Source organism: Micromonospora andamanensis, assembly GCF_016863495.1.
Lineage (GTDB): Bacteria > Actinomycetota > Actinomycetes > Mycobacteriales > Micromonosporaceae > Micromonospora > Micromonospora andamanensis.
This window is the reverse complement of sequence record NZ_BOOZ01000013.1, coordinates 97,474-115,094: the sequence shown is the minus strand read 5'-3', so window position 1 is coordinate 115,094 and position 17,621 is coordinate 97,474. Positions and strand designations below refer to the sequence as shown.

Annotated in this window: 21 protein-coding genes and 1 pseudogene; 15 read left to right on the top strand and 7 right to left on the bottom strand. The window is 72.3% G+C overall.

Annotation, left to right across the window (positions count from 1 at the left end; genetic code table 11):
* Positions 1-89 precede the first annotated feature (89 nt).
* Positions 90-1,004 (bottom strand): class A beta-lactamase, encoded by a 915-nt coding sequence (gene bla, locus Van01_RS13765; RefSeq protein WP_204006730.1) that lies wholly within the window; start codon positions 1,002-1,004, stop codon positions 90-92.
* 134 nt (positions 1,005-1,138) lie between these two features.
* Between bla and Van01_RS13760 the strand changes: the two genes are divergently transcribed.
* The 5 genes from Van01_RS13760 (at position 1,139) to Van01_RS13740 (ending at position 4,677) form a co-directional block, all read left to right on the top strand.
* Positions 1,139-2,020 carry a LysR family transcriptional regulator gene (locus tag Van01_RS13760; protein ID WP_204006728.1) on the top strand — a complete coding sequence of 294 codons (882 nt, stop codon included), beginning with the start codon at positions 1,139-1,141 and terminating at the stop codon, positions 2,018-2,020.
* Positions 2,017-2,922 (top strand): serine hydrolase, encoded by a 906-nt coding sequence (locus Van01_RS13755; protein ID WP_204006726.1) that lies wholly within the window; start codon positions 2,017-2,019, stop codon positions 2,920-2,922. Before Van01_RS13760 ends, Van01_RS13755 begins: the two co-directional genes overlap by 4 nt.
* A gap of 119 nt (positions 2,923-3,041) precedes the next feature.
* The gene (locus tag Van01_RS13750) at positions 3,042-3,470 is read left to right on the top strand and encodes a hypothetical protein (protein ID WP_204006723.1); all 429 of its coding nucleotides are present in this window, start codon (positions 3,042-3,044) and stop codon (positions 3,468-3,470) included.
* On the top strand, positions 3,464-3,688 hold the full coding sequence (locus tag Van01_RS13745) for a helix-turn-helix transcriptional regulator (protein ID WP_204006721.1): 225 nt from the start codon (positions 3,464-3,466) through the stop codon (positions 3,686-3,688). Before Van01_RS13750 ends, Van01_RS13745 begins: the two co-directional genes overlap by 7 nt.
* On the top strand, positions 3,685-4,677 hold the full coding sequence (locus Van01_RS13740; RefSeq protein ID WP_204006720.1) for an NAD(P)-dependent alcohol dehydrogenase: 993 nt from the start codon (positions 3,685-3,687) through the stop codon (positions 4,675-4,677). The genes Van01_RS13745 and Van01_RS13740 overlap by 4 nt, the downstream gene beginning before the upstream one ends.
* 58 nt (positions 4,678-4,735) lie before the next feature.
* On the opposite strand, the gene Van01_RS13735 is transcribed toward Van01_RS13740, so the two are convergent.
* A complete protein-coding gene (locus Van01_RS13735; RefSeq protein WP_204006718.1) occupies positions 4,736-5,062 on the bottom strand; it encodes a hypothetical protein in 327 nt (108 codons plus the stop codon).
* A gap of 130 nt (positions 5,063-5,192) precedes the next feature.
* Positions 5,193-6,641 (bottom strand): argininosuccinate synthase, encoded by a 1,449-nt coding sequence (gene argG, locus Van01_RS13730; protein ID WP_204006716.1) that lies wholly within the window; start codon positions 6,639-6,641, stop codon positions 5,193-5,195.
* A gap of 123 nt (positions 6,642-6,764) precedes the next feature.
* Between argG and Van01_RS13725 the strand changes: the two genes are divergently transcribed.
* From Van01_RS13725 to Van01_RS13715, 3 genes are all read left to right on the top strand, one after another.
* Positions 6,765-7,346 carry a carboxymuconolactone decarboxylase family protein gene (locus Van01_RS13725; RefSeq protein ID WP_204006714.1) on the top strand — a complete coding sequence of 194 codons (582 nt, stop codon included), beginning with the start codon at positions 6,765-6,767 and terminating at the stop codon, positions 7,344-7,346.
* Complete coding sequence (locus Van01_RS13720) at positions 7,343-8,221, top strand: RNA polymerase sigma-70 factor (RefSeq protein WP_204006712.1); 879 nt, start codon at positions 7,343-7,345, stop codon at positions 8,219-8,221. The genes Van01_RS13725 and Van01_RS13720 overlap by 4 nt, the downstream gene beginning before the upstream one ends.
* A gap of 167 nt (positions 8,222-8,388) precedes the next feature.
* On the top strand, positions 8,389-8,970 hold the full coding sequence (locus tag Van01_RS13715; protein WP_204006710.1) for a hypothetical protein: 582 nt from the start codon (positions 8,389-8,391) through the stop codon (positions 8,968-8,970).
* 78 nt (positions 8,971-9,048) lie between these two features.
* Here the strand turns inward: Van01_RS13715 and Van01_RS13710 are convergent, their stop codons facing one another.
* The 3 genes from Van01_RS13710 to Van01_RS13700 all read right to left on the bottom strand — a co-directional run bounded on the left by Van01_RS13710 (position 9,049) and on the right by Van01_RS13700 (position 12,286).
* Entirely contained in the window at positions 9,049-10,227 is a 1,179-nt protein-coding gene (locus tag Van01_RS13710) for an ABC transporter permease (protein ID WP_239099062.1), read from the bottom strand.
* Between the two features lie 95 nt (positions 10,228-10,322).
* Positions 10,323-11,042, bottom strand: a complete 720-nt coding sequence (locus tag Van01_RS13705; RefSeq protein WP_239099061.1) for an ABC transporter ATP-binding protein — start codon at positions 11,040-11,042, stop codon at positions 10,323-10,325.
* A complete protein-coding gene (locus Van01_RS13700; protein ID WP_204006708.1) occupies positions 11,039-12,286 on the bottom strand; it encodes an efflux RND transporter periplasmic adaptor subunit in 1,248 nt (415 codons plus the stop codon). The genes Van01_RS13705 and Van01_RS13700 overlap by 4 nt, the downstream gene beginning before the upstream one ends.
* A gap of 90 nt (positions 12,287-12,376) precedes the next feature.
* Between Van01_RS13700 and Van01_RS13695 the strand changes: the two are divergent.
* The 6 genes and pseudogenes from Van01_RS13695 (at position 12,377) to Van01_RS13670 (ending at position 16,814) form a co-directional block, all read left to right on the top strand.
* Positions 12,377-13,083: pseudogene (locus tag Van01_RS13695) on the top strand (response regulator).
* Entirely contained in the window at positions 13,080-14,915 is a 1,836-nt protein-coding gene (locus Van01_RS13690; RefSeq protein ID WP_239099060.1) for a sensor histidine kinase, read from the top strand. Before Van01_RS13695 ends, Van01_RS13690 begins: the two are co-directional and overlap by 4 nt.
* 123 nt (positions 14,916-15,038) lie before the next feature.
* On the top strand, positions 15,039-15,362 hold the full coding sequence (locus Van01_RS13685; protein ID WP_204006706.1) for a hypothetical protein: 324 nt from the start codon (positions 15,039-15,041) through the stop codon (positions 15,360-15,362).
* Positions 15,341-15,610, top strand: coding sequence for a GNAT family N-acetyltransferase (locus tag Van01_RS33770; protein WP_204006704.1), 270 nt, complete (start codon positions 15,341-15,343; stop codon positions 15,608-15,610). Before Van01_RS13685 ends, Van01_RS33770 begins: the two co-directional genes overlap by 22 nt.
* Positions 15,607-16,101: a nitroreductase/quinone reductase family protein gene (locus Van01_RS13675; protein ID WP_204006702.1), complete on the top strand. Its 495-nt coding sequence runs from the start codon at positions 15,607-15,609 to the stop codon at positions 16,099-16,101. The genes Van01_RS33770 and Van01_RS13675 overlap by 4 nt, the downstream gene beginning before the upstream one ends.
* Positions 16,102-16,199: 98 nt before the next feature.
* Complete coding sequence (locus Van01_RS13670; protein WP_204006694.1) at positions 16,200-16,814, top strand: GNAT family N-acetyltransferase; 615 nt, start codon at positions 16,200-16,202, stop codon at positions 16,812-16,814.
* 20 nt (positions 16,815-16,834) lie between these two features.
* On the opposite strand, the gene Van01_RS13665 is transcribed toward Van01_RS13670, so the two are convergent.
* On the bottom strand, positions 16,835-17,092 hold the full coding sequence (locus tag Van01_RS13665) for a hypothetical protein (RefSeq protein ID WP_204006692.1): 258 nt from the start codon (positions 17,090-17,092) through the stop codon (positions 16,835-16,837).
* Positions 17,093-17,197: 105 nt separating this feature from the next.
* On the opposite strand from Van01_RS13665, the gene Van01_RS13660 reads away from it, so the two are divergent.
* Positions 17,198-17,548 (top strand): UBP-type zinc finger domain-containing protein, encoded by a 351-nt coding sequence (locus Van01_RS13660; RefSeq protein WP_204006690.1) that lies wholly within the window; start codon positions 17,198-17,200, stop codon positions 17,546-17,548.
* Positions 17,549-17,621: the final 73 nt, after the last annotated feature.

The window sequence follows — 17,621 nt, the reverse complement described above, 5'->3', positions numbered from 1 at the left end:
GTGCCAACCCAGGCCACCGATTGGAGCCGGCCACCAGGACGACCGTGACGGTCGCCCTGGTGGCCGGTCCGCGCGCTCCGACGGTCCGCTCAGCGCAGCGCGTCGATGGTGACCTCGGCGGCCCGGGCGAGCAGGGCGTCGTCGCGCTCGGCGTCGGGCTCGGCCCGGTCGGAGAGCACCGCGAGCACGATCGGTGCCCGGTCCGGCGGCCAGACGACAGCTATGTCGTTGCGGGTGCCGTGGTCGGCCGAGCCGGTCTTGTCCCCCACCGCCCAACCGTCCGGCACTCCGGCGCGGATCGTCTTGTCGCCCGTGGTGTTGCGCTTGAGCCAGTCGACGAGGACGGCCCGGTCGGCCGGGGTGAGCGCGTCGTCGACCGCGTACGCCCGCAGCGTGGTGGCCAGCGCCTGCGGTGAGCTGGTGTCGCGGGGCTCGCCCGGGACGTACGCATTGAGCTCGGTCTCCCACCGCACCGGCTCGGTGACCTCGTCGCCTACCTCACGCAGCACCTGCTTGAAACCGGAAGGGCCGCCAAGCTGCTTGAGCAGCAGGTTCCCGGCGGTGTTGTCGCTGTAGCGCACCGCCGCGTCGGCTATCGCGCGCAGCGACAGGCCGGTGTCGACGTGCCGCTCGGTGATCGGCGAGTAGGTGACCAGGTCGTCGCGGGAGTAGCTGACGACCCGGTCCAGTTCCTCCTCGGAGGTCGCGGCGAGCACCGCGCCGGCGGCGAGGGCCTTGAAGGTCGAGGCGTACGCGAAGCGCTCGTCGGCCCGGTGCGCGACGCTGCGTCCGGTGCCGGTGTCGATCGCGTACACGCCGAGCCGGGCGTCGAACTCCCGCTCCAGCGGGGCGAAGTCGACGGTGACCGGCGCGGCGGACGCGGTCGGGGTGGACACCGTCGGCGCGGGCGCGGTCGGGGTGCCGGGTGAGCAACCGGCCAGCAGGCCGAGCGTCAGGGCGGCGGCGAGCGCGACGGCGCGGGCACGGCGGTTGGTACGTGTCACGGCTGGGTCCTTCCCTCGATCAGCCGGTCCACCGGAGGTCGTCCGGACGGCCGACAACCAGGTTCGCAGCGCCGCCCCATGCTGTCGAAGACGCCGGGAGGGCTACTGATGCCGGATCGGCATAGGATGCCGGTGTGGATCTGGTGGCGGCCTGTCGGGCGTTCGTGTCGGTCGGCAGCCACGGCAGCTTCACCGTCGGCGCCGCCGTGGCCCGCATCCCGCAGTCGGTGGCGAGCCGGCGGGTGGCCGCGCTGGAGCGGCACCTCGGTGGGCGACTGTTCGACCGCACCTCGCGCAGCGTCACGCTCACCCCGTTCGGGCGGGACATGCTCGCCTCGGCCCGGCGGATCGTCGACCTGGCCGAGGCGATGGAGCACGACGCCGAACGGGCCCGACTGCGTCCGTTCCGGCTGGCCGTGCCGGAGGTCTGCGCACCCCGGTCGCTGGCCCGGCTGGTGGTCGAGGCCCGTCGACACGACCTGAATCTGGAGCTACGCCGGGGTGAGCCGGCGGAACGGGCCCGGCTGCGTCAGCAGCTCGAGGTGCGTGCCGCGCTCGTCTGCGTACCGCCGGACGAGGCCGCGTGGCGGGTGCCGCTCGGTCTCGCGGGCGGCGCCGACCCGGGTGTCGAGACCCTGCGGCTGGAAACGCTGCGCACCCCGCGCGCGGACCGCCGGGCCCGTCGGCGTCGGGTCTGGATCTCGCCGGAGGACGACGTGCCGCACGTCCGCGACCCGATGACCCGGCTGCGCGACGCGGTCGGGTTGCGGCCGACCCAGGTGGCGGTCGCGGTGTCCGTGGTCGACGCCGCCGCCGACGCGCTCGCCGGCAGCGACCTGGTGCTCTGCTCGCCCGCCGAGGCGCAGGAGCTGGGGCTGCACTGGCGACCCCTGGCCGAGCCGCGACCGGTGCGCGGCTACCAGGTGGCGGCCGGTGCCCGGGAGGACGCCGAGCGGCTGCGCGGCGAGCTGGGCGCGGCGGTGGCGCGGTGCCTCGGCGTACCGGAGGCGGCGTGACAGTCGGTCGACTGCTCCGCACCGCCCGGGAGACGCTGCGCGACGCCGGCCTGCGCGGCTGCCTCCTGGTCCGCGACCTCGACTCCGGCGACGAGCTGGGGATCGACGCCGACGTGGTGCTGCCCGTCGCGTCGCTGGTGAAGGTGCCGCTCGCGGTGGCCACCGTGGACCGGATCGACCGGGGGGAACTCGACGGGGCCACCGGGATCACGGTGGCGCCCGGCCGGGTCCGCACGCCCGGCCCCACCGGGTTGAGCCGGTTCCGGCATCCGGCCACCGTGGCGATCGACGACCTTCTCTATCTCAGTGTGGCCATCAGCGACGAGGGGGCCTCGGACGCGCTGTTCGCCCTCACCCCGCCGGGGGATGTCGCCGACACGCTGCGCCGGTTCGGCGTCGACGGGATAAGCGTCCGGCACCGCACCCGGGATCTCACCGACACGCCTGCCGAGCGGCTCGCGCCGGAGGTGCATCTCGCGCACTCCCTTGCCGCGTCGGCGACCACCGCCGGTCAGGGCCATCCGGTCGCGCAGTTGGACGCGGGTCGGGCCAACGCCGGTTCGGCCCGGGCCTTTGTCGAGCTGCTGCACGCGCTGTGGCGTCCGTCGCGGATCCCGACGGCGGTGGCCGCCCGGGTGCGCGAGCTGATGGGCGACAACCTGCTGCGTCAGCGGCTCGCCCCGGATTTCAGCTCCGACGCCTCCCGCTGGTCGTCGAAGACCGGCACCGTGCTGAACCTGCGGCACGAGGTAGGCGTGGTGGAACACGCCGACGGCCAGGCGTACGCCGTGGCCGCGCTGAGCGAGTCGACGGTGCCGGCGGCCGTGCAGCCGCAGGCCGAGGCGGCGCTCGCACAGGTGGCCCGGGAACTGCACGACGCCCTGCGCGCCGCCCGAGGCTGACCTCCCGGCGGATCGCCCCAAGCTGCGGACGCGGGATTCTATGTAAAAGTTTCTAGACATGACGTCAAAGACGCCTTACTCTCAGGATGTCAATGATTCTTTATATCGAGGAGTCGGTGATGACGCACCAGGAGAAGCGTGCCTGGATCATGCTGGTGGTCAGCGCGATCGGCTACGCCGTCTACGTGACAGTCGTCCTCAGCCGGGTCGGCGACGGGAGGCTGGCCTCGACGCCGTACGCCGGCACGCTGTTCTGGACGATCGGCGGCGCGATCGCCGCCAGCATGGTGCTCGAGATCGGGATGGGCGTCGTCAATCCCCGCGCCTCCCGGGCCAGTGACGTGCGCGACCGGGAGATCGGGCGGCTCGGCGACCACGTCGGGCAGGCGTTCGTGGTGATCGGCGCGGTGTCGGCGATGCTCATGGCGATGGCGCAGTGGCACTGGTTCTGGATCGCCAACGTGATCTACCTCTGTTTCGTGCTGTCGGCGGTGGTCGGCTCGCTGGCGAAGGTGATCGTCTACCGCCGGGGCGTGCCGCAGTGGTGAAACCGACACGCGTCACGAACAACATCCGGGCGCTGCGTTTCGCCCGCGACGAGATGACCCAGGCAGCGCTGGCCGAGCGGATCGGCGTGACCCGGCAGACAGTCATCGCCATCGAGCAGGGCCGCTACTCACCCTCGTTGGAGATGGCCTTCCGGATCGCCCACGTGTTCGGCGTACGGCTCGACGACGTGTTCCAGTACCCCGAGGAGGCACCGTGAAGGCCATCGTGTACGACCGCTACGGCCCGCCGTCCGGGCTCCGACTCCGCGACATCGACCGCCCCGAGATCGGCGAGCACGAGGTGCTGGTGCGGGTCCACGCCGCCGGGGTCGACCCGGGAGTGTTGATCTTCCTGGCCGGTCGCCCCTACCTGGTACGGCTCACCTCCGGGCTACGCCGGCCCCGGGTGCCGGTGCTCGGCCGGGACGTGGCAGGCGTGGTGGCCGAGGTCGGCGCGCGGGTGACCCGCTTCCGACCCGGCGACGAGGTGTACGGCACCTCGCTGCGCGGGTCGTACGCCGAGTTCACGGCCACCCACGAGCGGCGGCTGGCCGGCAAGCCGGCGAACCTGACCTTCGCGCAGGCCGCCGCCGTGCCCGTCTCCGGGATGACGGCCCTGCGTGCGGTCCGCGACACCGGTCTGGTGCGCCCAGGTCACCGGGTGCTTGTCATCGGCGCCGCCGGTGGCGTCGGTTCCCAGGCCGTGCAAATCGCCAAGGCGTACGGGGCGACGGTGACCGGCGTCTGCTCGCCCACGGCTGCCGACTTCGTGCGCTCACTCGGCGCCGACGACGTCGTCGACTACACCCGCGAGGAGATCGACCGGGACGGTCCGGTGTACGACGTGGTCATCGACACCGGCGGCAACCGTCCGCTGTCCCTGCTGCGACGCGCGCTCACCCCGCGCGGCACACTGGCCCTGGTCGGCGGCGACTGGACCAGGGGCGCCCTGCTCGGCGGGTACGGCCGGCAGATGTTCGGGGCGCCACTGCTGTCGACGGTCGTCGGCCACCGGCTGCGCGCCGTCAGCGCCCGGGAGCGCATCGAGGATCTTGACGAGTTGCGGGACCTCGTCGAGTCCGGTGCGCTCACCCCCTCGGTCGACAGCGGCTATTCGCTCGCGCAGACGGTGGACGCGCTGCGCCACTTCTCCGACGGGCACCCGGCCGGCAAGGTGGTGATCACCGTCTCGCACCCGGCCACCTAGGAGTCGCGGGCGACCCCGGCACGGCCGGCGGACACCCGGCAGGTACGCGCCGGAGCGGTCAGCCGCCCGCCTGCCACACCGTCCACAGGCCGTACAGGGCGGCGACGCCCAGCGCCACAGTGCCCAGCGCGACCGACCGGCGGGGGTGCTCACCCGGACGGACCCGGACGGCGACGACGACGGCCAGGTAGAGCACCGCCACGATCGTCGTCCAGACCCACGCGGCGGAGATCCGCGCGTCGACCCGGCAACCGGCCGGGGCCGGGGCCACCGCGCGGCACACCTCGAAGCGCGGCAGCGCCAGGTACCAGAAGCCGGCCCAGGCGAGAACCGCGACGGCGCTCGCCACCGCGACCGCCTGCCAGGGTCGGACCCTTGCCAGCACCGGCACCTCCTCCTGGACGCCCGAAGGCGGCAAGCGTACCGGTCACGGACCGGCAGGTCGGAGACGGCTCCGCCCGCCACCGACGGACTGCTGATCGGTGGCGGGCGGGCCTTGGCCGCAGCCGGGTCGGTCAGTCGACGCCGAACTCCATAGCGGCGCGGTCGAGCGCCTCGTCCTCCGCCGACGGGACACCCCGGGAGGCGATCGCCTCCGCGCCGCCCTCCGGCATCGCGCCGATCAGCCCGGTCGAGGCCGCCTGCGCCGCGCCGACCACCCGCTGCGGGGCGCCACCGACCATGCCCAGGTGCGCGTACTGCTCCAGCTTGGCCCGCGAGTCGGCGATGTCCAGGTTGCGCATGGTGAGCTGACCGATGCGGTCGGCCGGGCCGAAGGCGGAGTCCGTCGTACGCTCCATCGACAGCTTGTCCGGGTGGTAGCTGAACGCCGGGCCGGTGGTGTCCAGGATCGAGTAGTCCTCGCCCCGGCGCAGCCGCAGCGTCACCTCACCGGTGACCGCGGTGCCGACCCAGCGTTGCAGCGACTCGCGCAGCATCAGCGCCTGCGGGTCCAGCCAACGCCCCTCGTACATCAGCCGACCCAGCCGGCGACCCTCGTTGTGGTAGTTGGCCAGGGTGTCCTCGTTGTGGATGGCGTTGACCAGCCGCTCGTACGCGGCGTGCAGCAGCGCCATGCCGGGTGCCTCGTAGATGCCCCGGCTCTTGGCCTCGATGATCCGGTTCTCGATCTGGTCGGACATGCCCAGCCCGTGCCGGCCGCCGATGGCATTGGCCTCCAGCACCAGATCGACGGCGCTGCCGAACTCCTTGCCGTTGATGGTGACCGGCCGACCCTGGTCGAACCCGATCGTCACGTCCTCGGTGGGGATCTCCACGGTCGGGTCCCAGAACCGGACGCCCATGATCGGGTTGACCGTCTCGATGCCGGTGTCGAGGTGTTCGAGGGTCTTCGCCTCGTGGGTGGCACCCCAGATGTTGGCGTCGGTGGAGTACGCCTTCTCGGTGCTGTCCCGGTACGGCAGGCCCCGGGCCAGCAGCCACTCCGACATCTCCTTGCGGCCACCGAGGTCGCTGACGAAGTCGGTGTCCAGCCACGGCTTGTAGATGCGCAGCTGCGGGTTGGCCAGCAGGCCGTAGCGGTAGAACCGCTCGATGTCGTTGCCCTTGAAGGTCGAGCCGTCGCCCCAGATCTGCACGTCATCGGAGATCATCGCCCGGACCAGCAGCGTCCCGGTGACCGCGCGCCCCAGCGGCGTGGTGTTGAAGTACGCCCGCCCGCCCGAGCGGATGTGGAAGGCGCCGCAGGTAAGCGCGGCAAGCCCCTCCTCCACGAGCGCCGCACGACAGTCGACCAGGCGGGCCACCTCGGCGCCGTAGTTGAGCGCGCGATCGGGCACCGAGGCGATGTCGGGCTCGTCGTACTGGCCGATGTCGGCGGTGTAGGCGCACGGGATGGCGCCCTTGTCGCGCATCCACGCGACCGCGACGGAGGTGTCGAGGCCGCCCGAGAAGGCGATGCCGACACGTTCACCGGTGGGCAGGGAGGTCAGAACCTTGGACACAAGGAAAAGTATGCACCATGGCGTATGGTCATGCAAACGGTCGGTCGGTGTTTCCGGCTGGCCTGTCACAGAGCCTCGCCGGCCGGTGTCTGGATGGGCAGAACCGACAGGCGAGGAGGAGACATGGCCCGCATACCCGCGGCGGAACTCACCGGCGTGCACGGCGCCCTGCTCAAGCGGATCATCAGGAAGAAGTTCGGCGCGGTACCCGACGCGCTCGGAGTCATGTGGCACAACCGGCGGGTGCTGCGCACCAGCATGGGCATGGGACGGGCGGCCACCCGGTGGAACGCCTGCGACCAGGATCTCAAGTCATACGCCCACATGGCAGCCGTCTCCCTGATCGGCTGCTCCTTCTGCCTCGACCTGGGCTACTTCCAGGCGCACAACGAAGGGCTCGACCTGGCCAAGGCCCGCGAGGTGCCCCGGTGGCGCGAATCGGAGGTCTTCACCCCGCTGGAACGCGACGTCCTGGCGTACGCCGAGGCGATGTCGCAGACCCCACCCACGGTCACCGACGACCTCTCCGCCCGACTGCTCAACCAGCTCGGGGCCCCGGCGCTTGTCGAACTCACCGCGTTCGTCGCCGCCGCGAACCTGGCCGCGCGGATGAACGTCGCGCTCGGCATCGAGGCGCAGGGCATGGCGGCGGCCTGTGGCCTACCGCCCCTGGCCCAGCCGAGCCACGTAACCTCGCGGGCATGACCGGCGACCCGTTCGTCGCGCACCGCAGCCTGCTCTTCACCGTCGCGTACGAGATGCTCGGCTCCGCCGCCGACGCCGAGGATGTCGTACAGGAGACCTGGCTGCGGTGGGCGAACCTCAACACCGAGGTCCGGGCCGAGGTCCGCAACCCGCGCACCTACCTGGTGCGGATCGTCACCCGCCAGGCCCTCAACCGGCTACGTACGCTGGCCCGGCGGCGCGAGGAGTACATCGGGCAGTGGCTCCCCGAACCGCTGTTGACCAGCCCCGACGTGGCCGAGGACGTGGAACTCGCCGAGAGCGTGTCGTTCGCCATGCTCACCGTGCTGGAGACGCTGGGCCACACCGAACGGGTCGTGTTCGTGCTACGCGAAGTGTTCGACACTCCGTACGACGAGATCGCCGCAGCCGTCGGCAGAACGCCGGCGGCGGTCCGCCAGATTGCCCACCGCGCTCGGGAACACGTGGCGGCGCGGCGCCCACGGGTACGGGTCAGCCGAGCCGAGCAGGAGGCCGTCGTGGACCGCTTCCTGGCCGCAGTGCGCGGCGGTGACCTGCGGGAACTGCTTGAGGTGCTGGCACCCGACGTGATCGTGGTCGCCGACAGCGGTGGCCTCGCACCTGCGGCCCGCCGCCCCGTCGAGAGCGCCCGGCGGGTGGCGCCGCTGCTGGCCAAGCTGGCCGAGATGGGCCTCGACTACCAGGCGATGCCGATGTGGATAAACGGCGCGGTCGCGGTCCGCTTCGACCTCGACGGCAGGCTGTTCGCGGTCGTCAACCTGGTCATCGTCGACGGACGGATCAGCCGGCTCTACTCGGTGCTCAACCCGCACAAGCTCGCCCACCTCGACAGGCGGACGCACCTCACCCGCTGATCGCGCGGCCCATCCCGGCATCCGGCACCCCAGCTCGCACACCCAGGTAAGCCGGGTCTCAGTGCCCCGTGGCCACGGGGAACCTGACATCTTCCTCACGTCCGCCCGAGAGGCTGCCTTCGCGGCCCGGGACCGGTCCCGGGCCGCCCGGACAGAGAGGCATCGTCATGCGGAGAAATCGTGCGCTCCTGGTGAGTGCGATCGCGTTGATCGCGCTGTCCGCCTGCGGGTCGCCGTCGAGCGGCGGAAAGAACGAGCAGGGCGACACGGCGGAGGTGGCCACGTTGCGCACTCCCGAGGCGGAACGGAGCGGCTCGGCATCGCCGAAGGCGGAACGCCCGCGCGAGCGGCTCGACACCACGGCGGAGGAGTACCAGGCGCTGCTCGGGCCGTACCACACGTGCATGCGGGACCACGGCGTGGACCCGAGCAAACACCGCCGCATCGGGCTGCCCCCGGGCACGGCGGGCTCGAAGGAGGAGCAGGAGGCCGACGCGGCGAACCGGATCTGCGAGCCACAGTTCTATCCCCTACCGCCGTGGGAGAGGGATCCGGCCAACCCGGAAGCCCGGGACTTCGCGCTCGACGTGGTGAAGTGCCTCAGGGACAAGGGCGTGAAGTACGTCGAGGTGGCCGAGGACGGCGTCTCCATCTCCTTCGGTGGTGACCGGAACGACTCCCGCTCGATCAGCTTGGGCCTCGACCTCGCGCCGGAGTGCGAGCGCAAGGTGGCCGCCGAATCGAACTGACGCGGGGCGAACAGCGAGCGTGGCGGCCGGAGATCCGGCCGCCACGCTCGCTCGTGGCAGTCTTCCCCGCCAGTCGGCTCAGCCGGCGGCGAGGGCCTGCGTCGGGGGCAGCCGAGCGGCGCGTACGCACGGGTAGACCCCGGCGAGGACCCCGATCGCGACGGCACCGGCCACCCCGACGACGGCCGACTCGACGGGAACCACAAGCGGCCAGCCCTGCCAGGTCGCGTAGCCGACGGTGACCAGCAGGCCCAGCGTCGTGCCGGCCAGCCCGCCGAGCGCCGCCAGCACCACCGACTCGCTCAGGAACTGGCCTCGGATCTGCCCCCGGGTCGCCCCGAGCGCCCGCCGCAGGCCGATCTCGGCACGGCGTTCCAACACCGAGACCACCATCGTGTTGGCCACCCCGATGCCGCCGACCAGCAGGGCGACCCCGGCCAGGGCCAGGAAGAGCACGGAAAAGCTGCCCTCGGTGGCCCGCTTGGCGGCCAGCGCGTCCGACGGGCGACTCACCACCACCTGGCCGGGCCGCTCCGGGAAGATCGTTTCCGCCAGCACCCCCCGGACCGCCTCCAGCTGCGGCTCCGCACAGCGCAGGTAGATCACCGTCGGATGTCCGTCGAAGCGCAGCTCGCTGCGGGCCGTCGCCCAACCGATCAGCACCGATCGGTCGATGTCCGGCGAAAGCGGCGTCCGCGCCAGGATGCCGATCACGGTGAACGGGCGGTCGGCGATCAGCACCTGGGGCGAGGGCTGGCCGGCGGGCAGGTCGACGATGCCGAGCCGGGCGGCGGCCACCGAGCCGAGGACCACGGTGGGAAAACTCGCCGTGGCCGGGTTCAGCCAACTGCCCGTACGGACCCGGGCGCTGATCGTCGGCAGCAGATCCAGGTGGCTGGCCAGCACGGTCAGGCCGGAGCCGTTGCTCGGGTCGATGCGGTCGTTTCGGCGTACCACGGTGTGGGTGTTGCCGACCGCGCTGACCGCCGTGACCGGTCCGATGCGCCCGACCATCCGCACCGCCGACTCCGGCAACTTGGTCGGTGGATCGCGGTCCGGTGCCGCCATCGCCTGCAACGAGTTGGTGCCGAGCGCGGTCAGCTCCGTCAGCAGCGCCGCCTGGCTGGAGGCGGGGATGCCGGTCACCACGATCATGGTGGCGATGCCGATCGCGATGCCCAGCGCCGACAGTGCCGCCCGCAGCGGCCGGGTCCGCAGGCCCGTCGATCCGAGCGCGAGCAGGTCCGTCGCGGCCAGCCGGACCGGTCGCGGTGCCGGGTGGGTCGGGCCGACCGCTGCCGGTGCCGGATCCGCCGGTCCGACCAGTCGAGGTGCCCGGTTGGGCGGCCCGGTCACCGGTCCGCCGCCGTGCCGGCCGCACGCCGGATCGACGGCGCGGCGTCGTCGCGGACCAGCCGCCCGTCGCGGATCTCGATCTGGCGCGGCAGGGACGCCGCGATGTCCCGGTCATGGGTGATCAGCACGATGGTGGTGCCCTCCTCGTTGAGCCGGCGCAGCAGCCGCAGCACGGAGTGCCCGGTGGCGGTGTCCAGCGCGCCGGTGGGTTCGTCGGCGAGCACCAGCGACGGCCGGTTGGCCAGCGCGCGGGCGATCGCGACGCGCTGCTTTTCGCCGCCGGAGAGCTGGCGCGGGTGGTGTTCCGTGCGATGTGCCAGGCCGACCCGGGCCAGCGCCCGCAGGGCGTGCTCGCGCCGCTGCCGGCGCGGCACCCCGGCGTAGAGCAGCCCGGTGGCGACGTTGTCGACCGCGCTCAACCCGTCGGCGAGGTGGAACTGCTGGAAGACGAAGCCGATCTCGCAGGCCCGCAGCGCGGAGAGCTGTCGGTCCCCCAGGGTCGCGACGTCCCGGCCGGCGATGTGGACCGCACCCGAACTGGGACGGTCCAGGGTGCCGATGATGTTGAGCAGGGTCGACTTGCCCGACCCGGACGGCCCGACGATGGCCACCAGCTCACCTGCGGCGACCTCCATGCTGACGCCGGCCAGCGCGGTGACCCCACTCGGATAGACCAGGCCCGCGTCGCGGACGGAGAGTACGGTTTGCCGCCTCACGCGGGCACCACCACCTCGACGCCCTCGGTGAGTCCGTCGCCGGTGATCTCGACGAGGCCGTCGGCGAACATGCCGGTGCTCACCGCGACCAGCCCGCTGGGCGTCTGCACCGCGTACCCGCCCTCGCGCAGCGCCACCAGCGCCTCGACGGGCGCGACCAGCACGTCGACGGCGGTCCGCCCGACAAAGTGCACCTGTACCTCGCCGGCGTCGAGGCCGGCGATGGCCTGCGGCTTGTCGACAGACACCGTCACGGTCAGCAGTTGCGGGCCGGTGGCGGGGCCGTTCTCGGCCGCGACGAGAGCACGGCCGACGGAGACGACCCGGGCGGAGACCGTACGGTCGTCGGGCAGTCCGACAGTGACCCGGTCCCCGCGCTTGATCGAGGCAGCGTGGGCGAGCTCCGCACCGACCGTGATCACTTTGCGGACCGGGGTGACCGACATCAGCGGCTCCTGCGCCGGAGCACCGGGTTGTCCGATGATCGAGTCCACCCGGACCGCTCCGCTGGAAACCTCCACGTGCCCCACCGGGATCGTGCCGGTCGCCGGCACGCCGAGGTCGGTCTGCCACCGCTTGATCGCCGCGATCAGGGCCGGCGTGAGGACGCCCTCGCCACTGCGTACCCGATGGGGTTCTCCTGCGGCACCGCCACCCGGCTGGCCGCCGGGGATGCCATCGTCGGCCTCTGCGGCCGGCTTCCCGATGGTGGATGGCGCGGCCGGCGGGGGCGGCGTCACCCGCGCGCCGGGCGACGGCTGCCGACCGATCGAGTAGCCGAGCGTGCGGAGATTGTCCGCGACGATCGCGACGTCCCGGCCGACCAGGTTCAGCCCGGCGATGTCCCGGTACATCGGCATGCTGCCGTAGAAGAGCACCACCGGCCGGTCGTCGGCCCGGAACAGTTGCCCACCCCGTTTGACGGTGCTGCCCACCGTCGGCAACCAGGTCACCGTCGCCGCCAGGTGCCCGGACAACGGGCGGGCCGCGCCGAACCCGATGGCGCCGGGCAGCGTCCTGGTGGTGGAGAGGTCGCGCCGGTCGATCGTCGCGGTGGCGACGGCGACCGGTTCCTTCGGCCCCCGCTCGGCGGCGGCCCGGTGCCAGGTCACCGCGATCCCGGAGCCGACCACCAGCACCGCTGTCGCCAGCCCCACCGCGAGCCACCGCGAGCCGCGCCGCCGGGTCGGCGGAGCGGCGACGCGGGGGATGAACTCGGTCGGGTCGTCAAGCTTCGGTTGCATGCCGACGAGATTGGCCAGCGCTCGTTAGGAACCTGTCAGATGTCGCGGCCGGACCCGAGTCGGCGGGAATCCAGACCTATCATCGCCGCCATGTGCGCACAGGTGCTGGTCGCCGACGACGATCCCCGCCAGGCCGAGGTGGTACGCCGGTACCTGATCGCCGAGGGCCACGCCGCCGTGGTGGTGCACGACGGCCGGGCGGCGCTGGACACGGCCCGCCGGCTCCGGCCGGACTGCTGGTGCTGGACGTGATGATGCCGGTACTGGACGGCCTACAGGTGTGCCGGACCCTGCGCCGGGAGTCCGACATGCTGGTGCTGATGCTGACCGCCCGGTCCACCGAGGACGACCTGCTGGTCGGGCTGGAACTCGGCGCCGACGACTACCTGACCAAGCCGTACAGCCCGCGCGAGTTGATGGCCCGGGTCCGCACCCTGCTACGCCGGTCGGGCCGGGGCGCGCCGGTCCCGGCCGGAACCGGGCCACGCCGGATCGGCCCGATCGAGATCGACAGGGCCGCGCACCAGGTGACCGTGGACGGCGTCCCGGTCGCCTGCACACGCGGCGAGTTCGCCATCCTGGCGGCCATGGCGGAGCAACCGAACCGGGTCTTCACCCGGACCCAGCTGCTGCACCACACCCAGGGCATCGACCGCAGCTCGACCGAGCGGACCATCGACGTGCATGTGATGAACCTCCGGCGCAAGATCGAACGGGATCCGCAGTGCCCCGCCTGGCTGCTCACCGTCTTCGGCGTCGGATACAAGCTGACCAGCGACGCGGCGGCGGGGCGGTGAGCGGCGGGCGAGTGCCGATCCGGCACAGTCTGGTCACCCGGCTGCTGATCACCTCGGTGCTGATCGCCGTGGCCGCGATCGCGGCCACCGCGTGGCTGGCCACCCGGACCGCGACCCGGGCGATCAGCCAGGAACAGGGCCGCTCACTCGCCGAGAACACCAGCGTGTACGACCTGCTTGTCGCCCACGCGGCCAGCCATCCGGACTGGTCCGGGGTGCAGCCGCTGATCGAGCAGCGCGCCGAGGAGTTGGACCGCCGGATCACCCTGATGACCGAGGACCGGGCGGTCATCGCCGACACGACTCCCGGCCCGCCGCCGCAGCACGCGCGGCCGGCCGCCGTGGTGGATCCGCTGAACCTGGATCTCGGCCTCACCGGCGGCACCGACCGGATCGACCGCCGGGCGGTCGGCCCCTTCCGGCTGTCGGCGGCCGACCGCGCAGCGCAGCGCGCCGCAGCCGGCGAAAGGCTGTCCTGCCTGCGACGATCCGGCTCCGACGGAAGAATCGAGGAGCAGCCCAACGGTCGCGCCGACGTCGTGCTGACCACCGCCGACCCCTGGGAGTTGCTGAGCAGATGTGGAGAGGCAGCTGAGACGGTCACCAGATCAGAGGTGACGGCGCTGCGTTCGCTCGGCACGCTGGCGGGCCGATGCCTCGGCCTGGACCAGAAAGCCCAGCGGCTGGAGGTTCTGCCCGACTTCTCGGCGTACCTGGTCGCCGTGCCCAGCGACGAGCGCTTCGATCGAGGGGCCACCAGCGCCCGGGTGGACGCGGCCGGCACGGCGCGGATCGACAGCTGCGTGGAGAAGTCCCGGCGGACGCTACTGCAACCGTACGTGGCCCCGGCCGTGCTGCTGTTCATCACCGCCCCGGGCAGCGGAGCCGACCAGAGCACGTTCACGATGTCCGGAGCGAACACCATCCGCATCGTCACGGTGACCGGCGCGGTGCTGGTCGCCACCATCATCGTCACGGTGCTGGTCGGTCGTCGACTGGTGCGCCCGCTGCGGGCGCTCACCGACGCCGTCGACCGGCAGCGCGCCGCCCCGGTGTCCGCCCCGGACGAGATCGGCCGGCTGGCCCGTGCCCTCAACGACTCCATCCACCGCCGCGACCGGGCCGAGGCACAGCGGCGCGCCATGGTCAGCGACGTGGCGCACGAACTGCGTACCCCGTTGACCAACATCCGCAGCTGGCTGGAGGCCGCCCAGGACGACCTCGCCCCGACCGACGCCCAGCTGCTGAGCCTGCTGCACGAGGAGGCGGTGCTGCTCCAGCACATCATCGACGACCTGACCGACCTGGCCGCCGCGGACGCGGGCACGCTGCGGATCCATCCCGAGCCGACGTACGTGCGCGACGTACTCACGCAGGTGGTGGAGAGCCACCGGGGCACGGCACAGGTCGCCGGCGTCGTGCTGAGCACGCAGCTCCGCGACGACCCGGTGCTGCCGGCCGATCCGGTGCGGCTGCGGCAGATCGTCGGCAACCTGGTCTCCAACGCGATCCGCTACACCCCACCCGGCGGCACGGTCACCGTCGGCGCGTACGACAGCACGATCACCGTCCGGGACACCGGCGTCGGCATCGCAGCGGAGAACCTGCCGAAGATCTTCGACCGGTTCTGGCGGGCGGACGAGTCGCGCAACCGGGCGACCGGCGGCAGCGGTTTGGGGCTGGCGATCACCCAGCATCTGGTCGGTGCCCACGGCGGCACCCTGACGGCGCAGAGCACCCTGGGTGAGGGCAGCCTGTTCACCGTCTGGCTACCGGATGCCGGGGCGGGCGCGGCCGGACAGGCGGGATCGACACCTGGTCCAGCGACCTGACCGGCGGAACAGCCCGGCGGTGGCGTGGCACCCGGGCGAACCCGAGGGCCGCTGCGGCTGCGGCTGCGGCTGCGGGGTGAATATCGGTGGCCGCCACCCACGATCGAGCAGCAGGCTGCTGACATGGATGTCGACCCGCTGCTGGATCGGGCCAGGCCAGTGTGGACCGGGCTGGCCGGCACGCCGATCGGCTTTCCCACCCGGCATGTCGCGGTGGCGGCCTCGGCGAACTCGTCGATGTGTCCGCCGGGCTGGGTCGGAATCGTCGCCCTGGGTGACGCCGCGATCTGCACCGTACCGACGGATGACCTGGTGGACGTGGTGACGCGCGCCTGCCACACACTCCCGGTCGAGATCACCTCTACCGCGTACGTCCTCCGCGTCGGAACGGCCGTCGTCGCGGCGGCCGGCACTGGTCGGGACGGGTGGCCCACCTCAGCGTGCTGACCGCGCCGAGCCGGCGGGGACGCGGCCTCGCCCGCACCGTCGCCGCTGCGGCCACGGCGGACAGCCTCGCCGAGGGGTTGTTGCCCCAGTGGCGGGCTCGACCGGCAGCCTCCCGTCGGGTAGCCCGGGCGCTCGGCTTCCGCGAACTCGGCGCCCAACTCAGCGTGGGACTTTCGCCCCTTAGCGCCCCACCGTCGCCGCCGTACCGTCGACGCGAGGGACACGACGCCGGAAAGGGCCGATCATGAACCAGGTCAGCGACCGTCGGCGCCACCGGCTGAGGCGGTGGTTGTACCGCGGCGGCCGGCCCAACTGGCTGGCGCGGGCGATGAATCGCATCTCGGCGTGGCAGTTCTCGGCCGGCTTTCTCGCCCCCGGCAACTGGATCACCCTGGAGGTGGCGGGGCGGCGCACCGGCCGGACGGTGTCGTTTCCCGTGGTCGCCGTCGACCACGACGGCCGGCGGTATCTGGTGTCGATGCTCGGCGAGCAGGCGAACTGGGTACGAAACGTGCGCGCCGCCGCCGGGCGGGCGGTGCTGCGGCACGGCCGTCGCCGGCCGGTGCTGCTGGTGGAGGAGCCGGTCGAGCGGCGGGCGCCGATCCTGCGCCACTATCTGGAGAAGGCCCCGGGCGCGAGGCCGCACCTGCCGGTGCCCCGGGGTGCGCCCCTCGCGGAGTTCGCCCAGATCGCCGCCGCGTACCCGGTGTTCCGGGTACTGCCCCGGTCGGCGAGCTGACCCGCCCGCACCGCGCGAATGCCGCCCGCACCGCCGGCCGGCCGGCCGGGCGCGAATAATCGCGCGCCGCGCGGGTGGGATCGTGCGATCGTGGCCCGATGTCGCAACCGGTTCTGCGTACCGCTCGTCTGCTGCTGGTCCCGCTCGCCGACCGGCACCTCGACCTGGAGGTCGAGTTGGACTCCGACCCGGAGGTGCTGCGCTACCTCTTCGGCCGGGCCCGCAGCCGGGACGAGGTGGTCGCCTCGCACGAGAGACGGCTGGCCCTGGCCGACAAGGTGGACGGCCTCGGTTACTGGATGGCGTTCGGCACCGACGGCGCGGCGCCCGGTTCGACGCCGCCGGCGGCCGAGGACGACGGCGAGTTCGTCGGGCTGTTGATGCTTCCGCCGGCACACGGCCCCGACCAGCCGGACGATCCCACGGTCGCCGATCTGGGCTACCGAATCCTGCGTCGGCACTGGCGCAAGGGGCTGGCCAGCGAGGCGTCCCGGGAACTGCTGCGGCACGCCTTCGACACGGTCGGCCAGCGCCGGGTCGTCGCACAGACCATGACCGTGAACACCGGGTCCCGCCGGGTGATGGAGTCCGTCGGCCTGCGCTATGTCCGCACCTTCTTCCCGTCCTGGGACGACCCGCTGCCCGGAACGGAACAGGGTGAGGTCGAGTACGCGATCACCCGCGAGGAGTGGCAGGCCGCCCGACACCGCTGATCCGGACGGCCGCAGCGGCCCTACGCCGAGGACTGGGGTGTCGACATCGTCGTACCGGCCCGCAGGCTCGCCAGCGCGCCGCTCCAGGCCACCAATTGATCGAGCATCATGTTCACCGAGCCCTCCTGAAGCGGACCAGGCCGGAACGCGGTGAAGTTCTCGAAGTCGGTGAACAGCGAGAGTGCCACCTGCGCCCGCACGTCCGCCATCTGCAACTCGGCCACCACCAGCCGCATCTCGAACGGATCCGGGTTCCCCGCCCCCACTGGGTTGATCATGGCGGGGTAGCGGTGCACGCCCCTGACGTACGGACCGGGCTAGGGTTGGTCGCCGCAGGCACCCAGGACGAGCTGTGGCGCCCCGTTCAGTCGAGAGGACGCACGATGGAAGGCATCGACCCCGAGGTGCCACCGAGCAGCCCGGGCTGCGCCGACTGCACCTCGGCCGATCCACCGGGCTGGTGGTTCCACCTCCGGCGGTGCGGGCAGTGCGGTCACGTCGGATGCTGTGACTCCTCGCCCAGCCAGCACGCCAGCGCACACCATGCCGCGACCGGGCACCGGTTCGTCCGTAGCTTCGAGCCGGGCGAGGAATGGTTCTGGGACTACGACGAGCAGGTGCTCTACGACCAGGGGCCCGAGTTGGTGGCACCCGTCAGCCGTCCGCCCGAGCAGGGCGCACCCGCCCCCGCCGACCGAGTACCCGCCGACTGGAAACGACACCTGCGCCGCTAGCGCGGCGATCATGCAGTTCTGGCACCCGGAAGGCCGGGAACACCCCGTTTGTCAGGTGCCACAAGTGCATGAT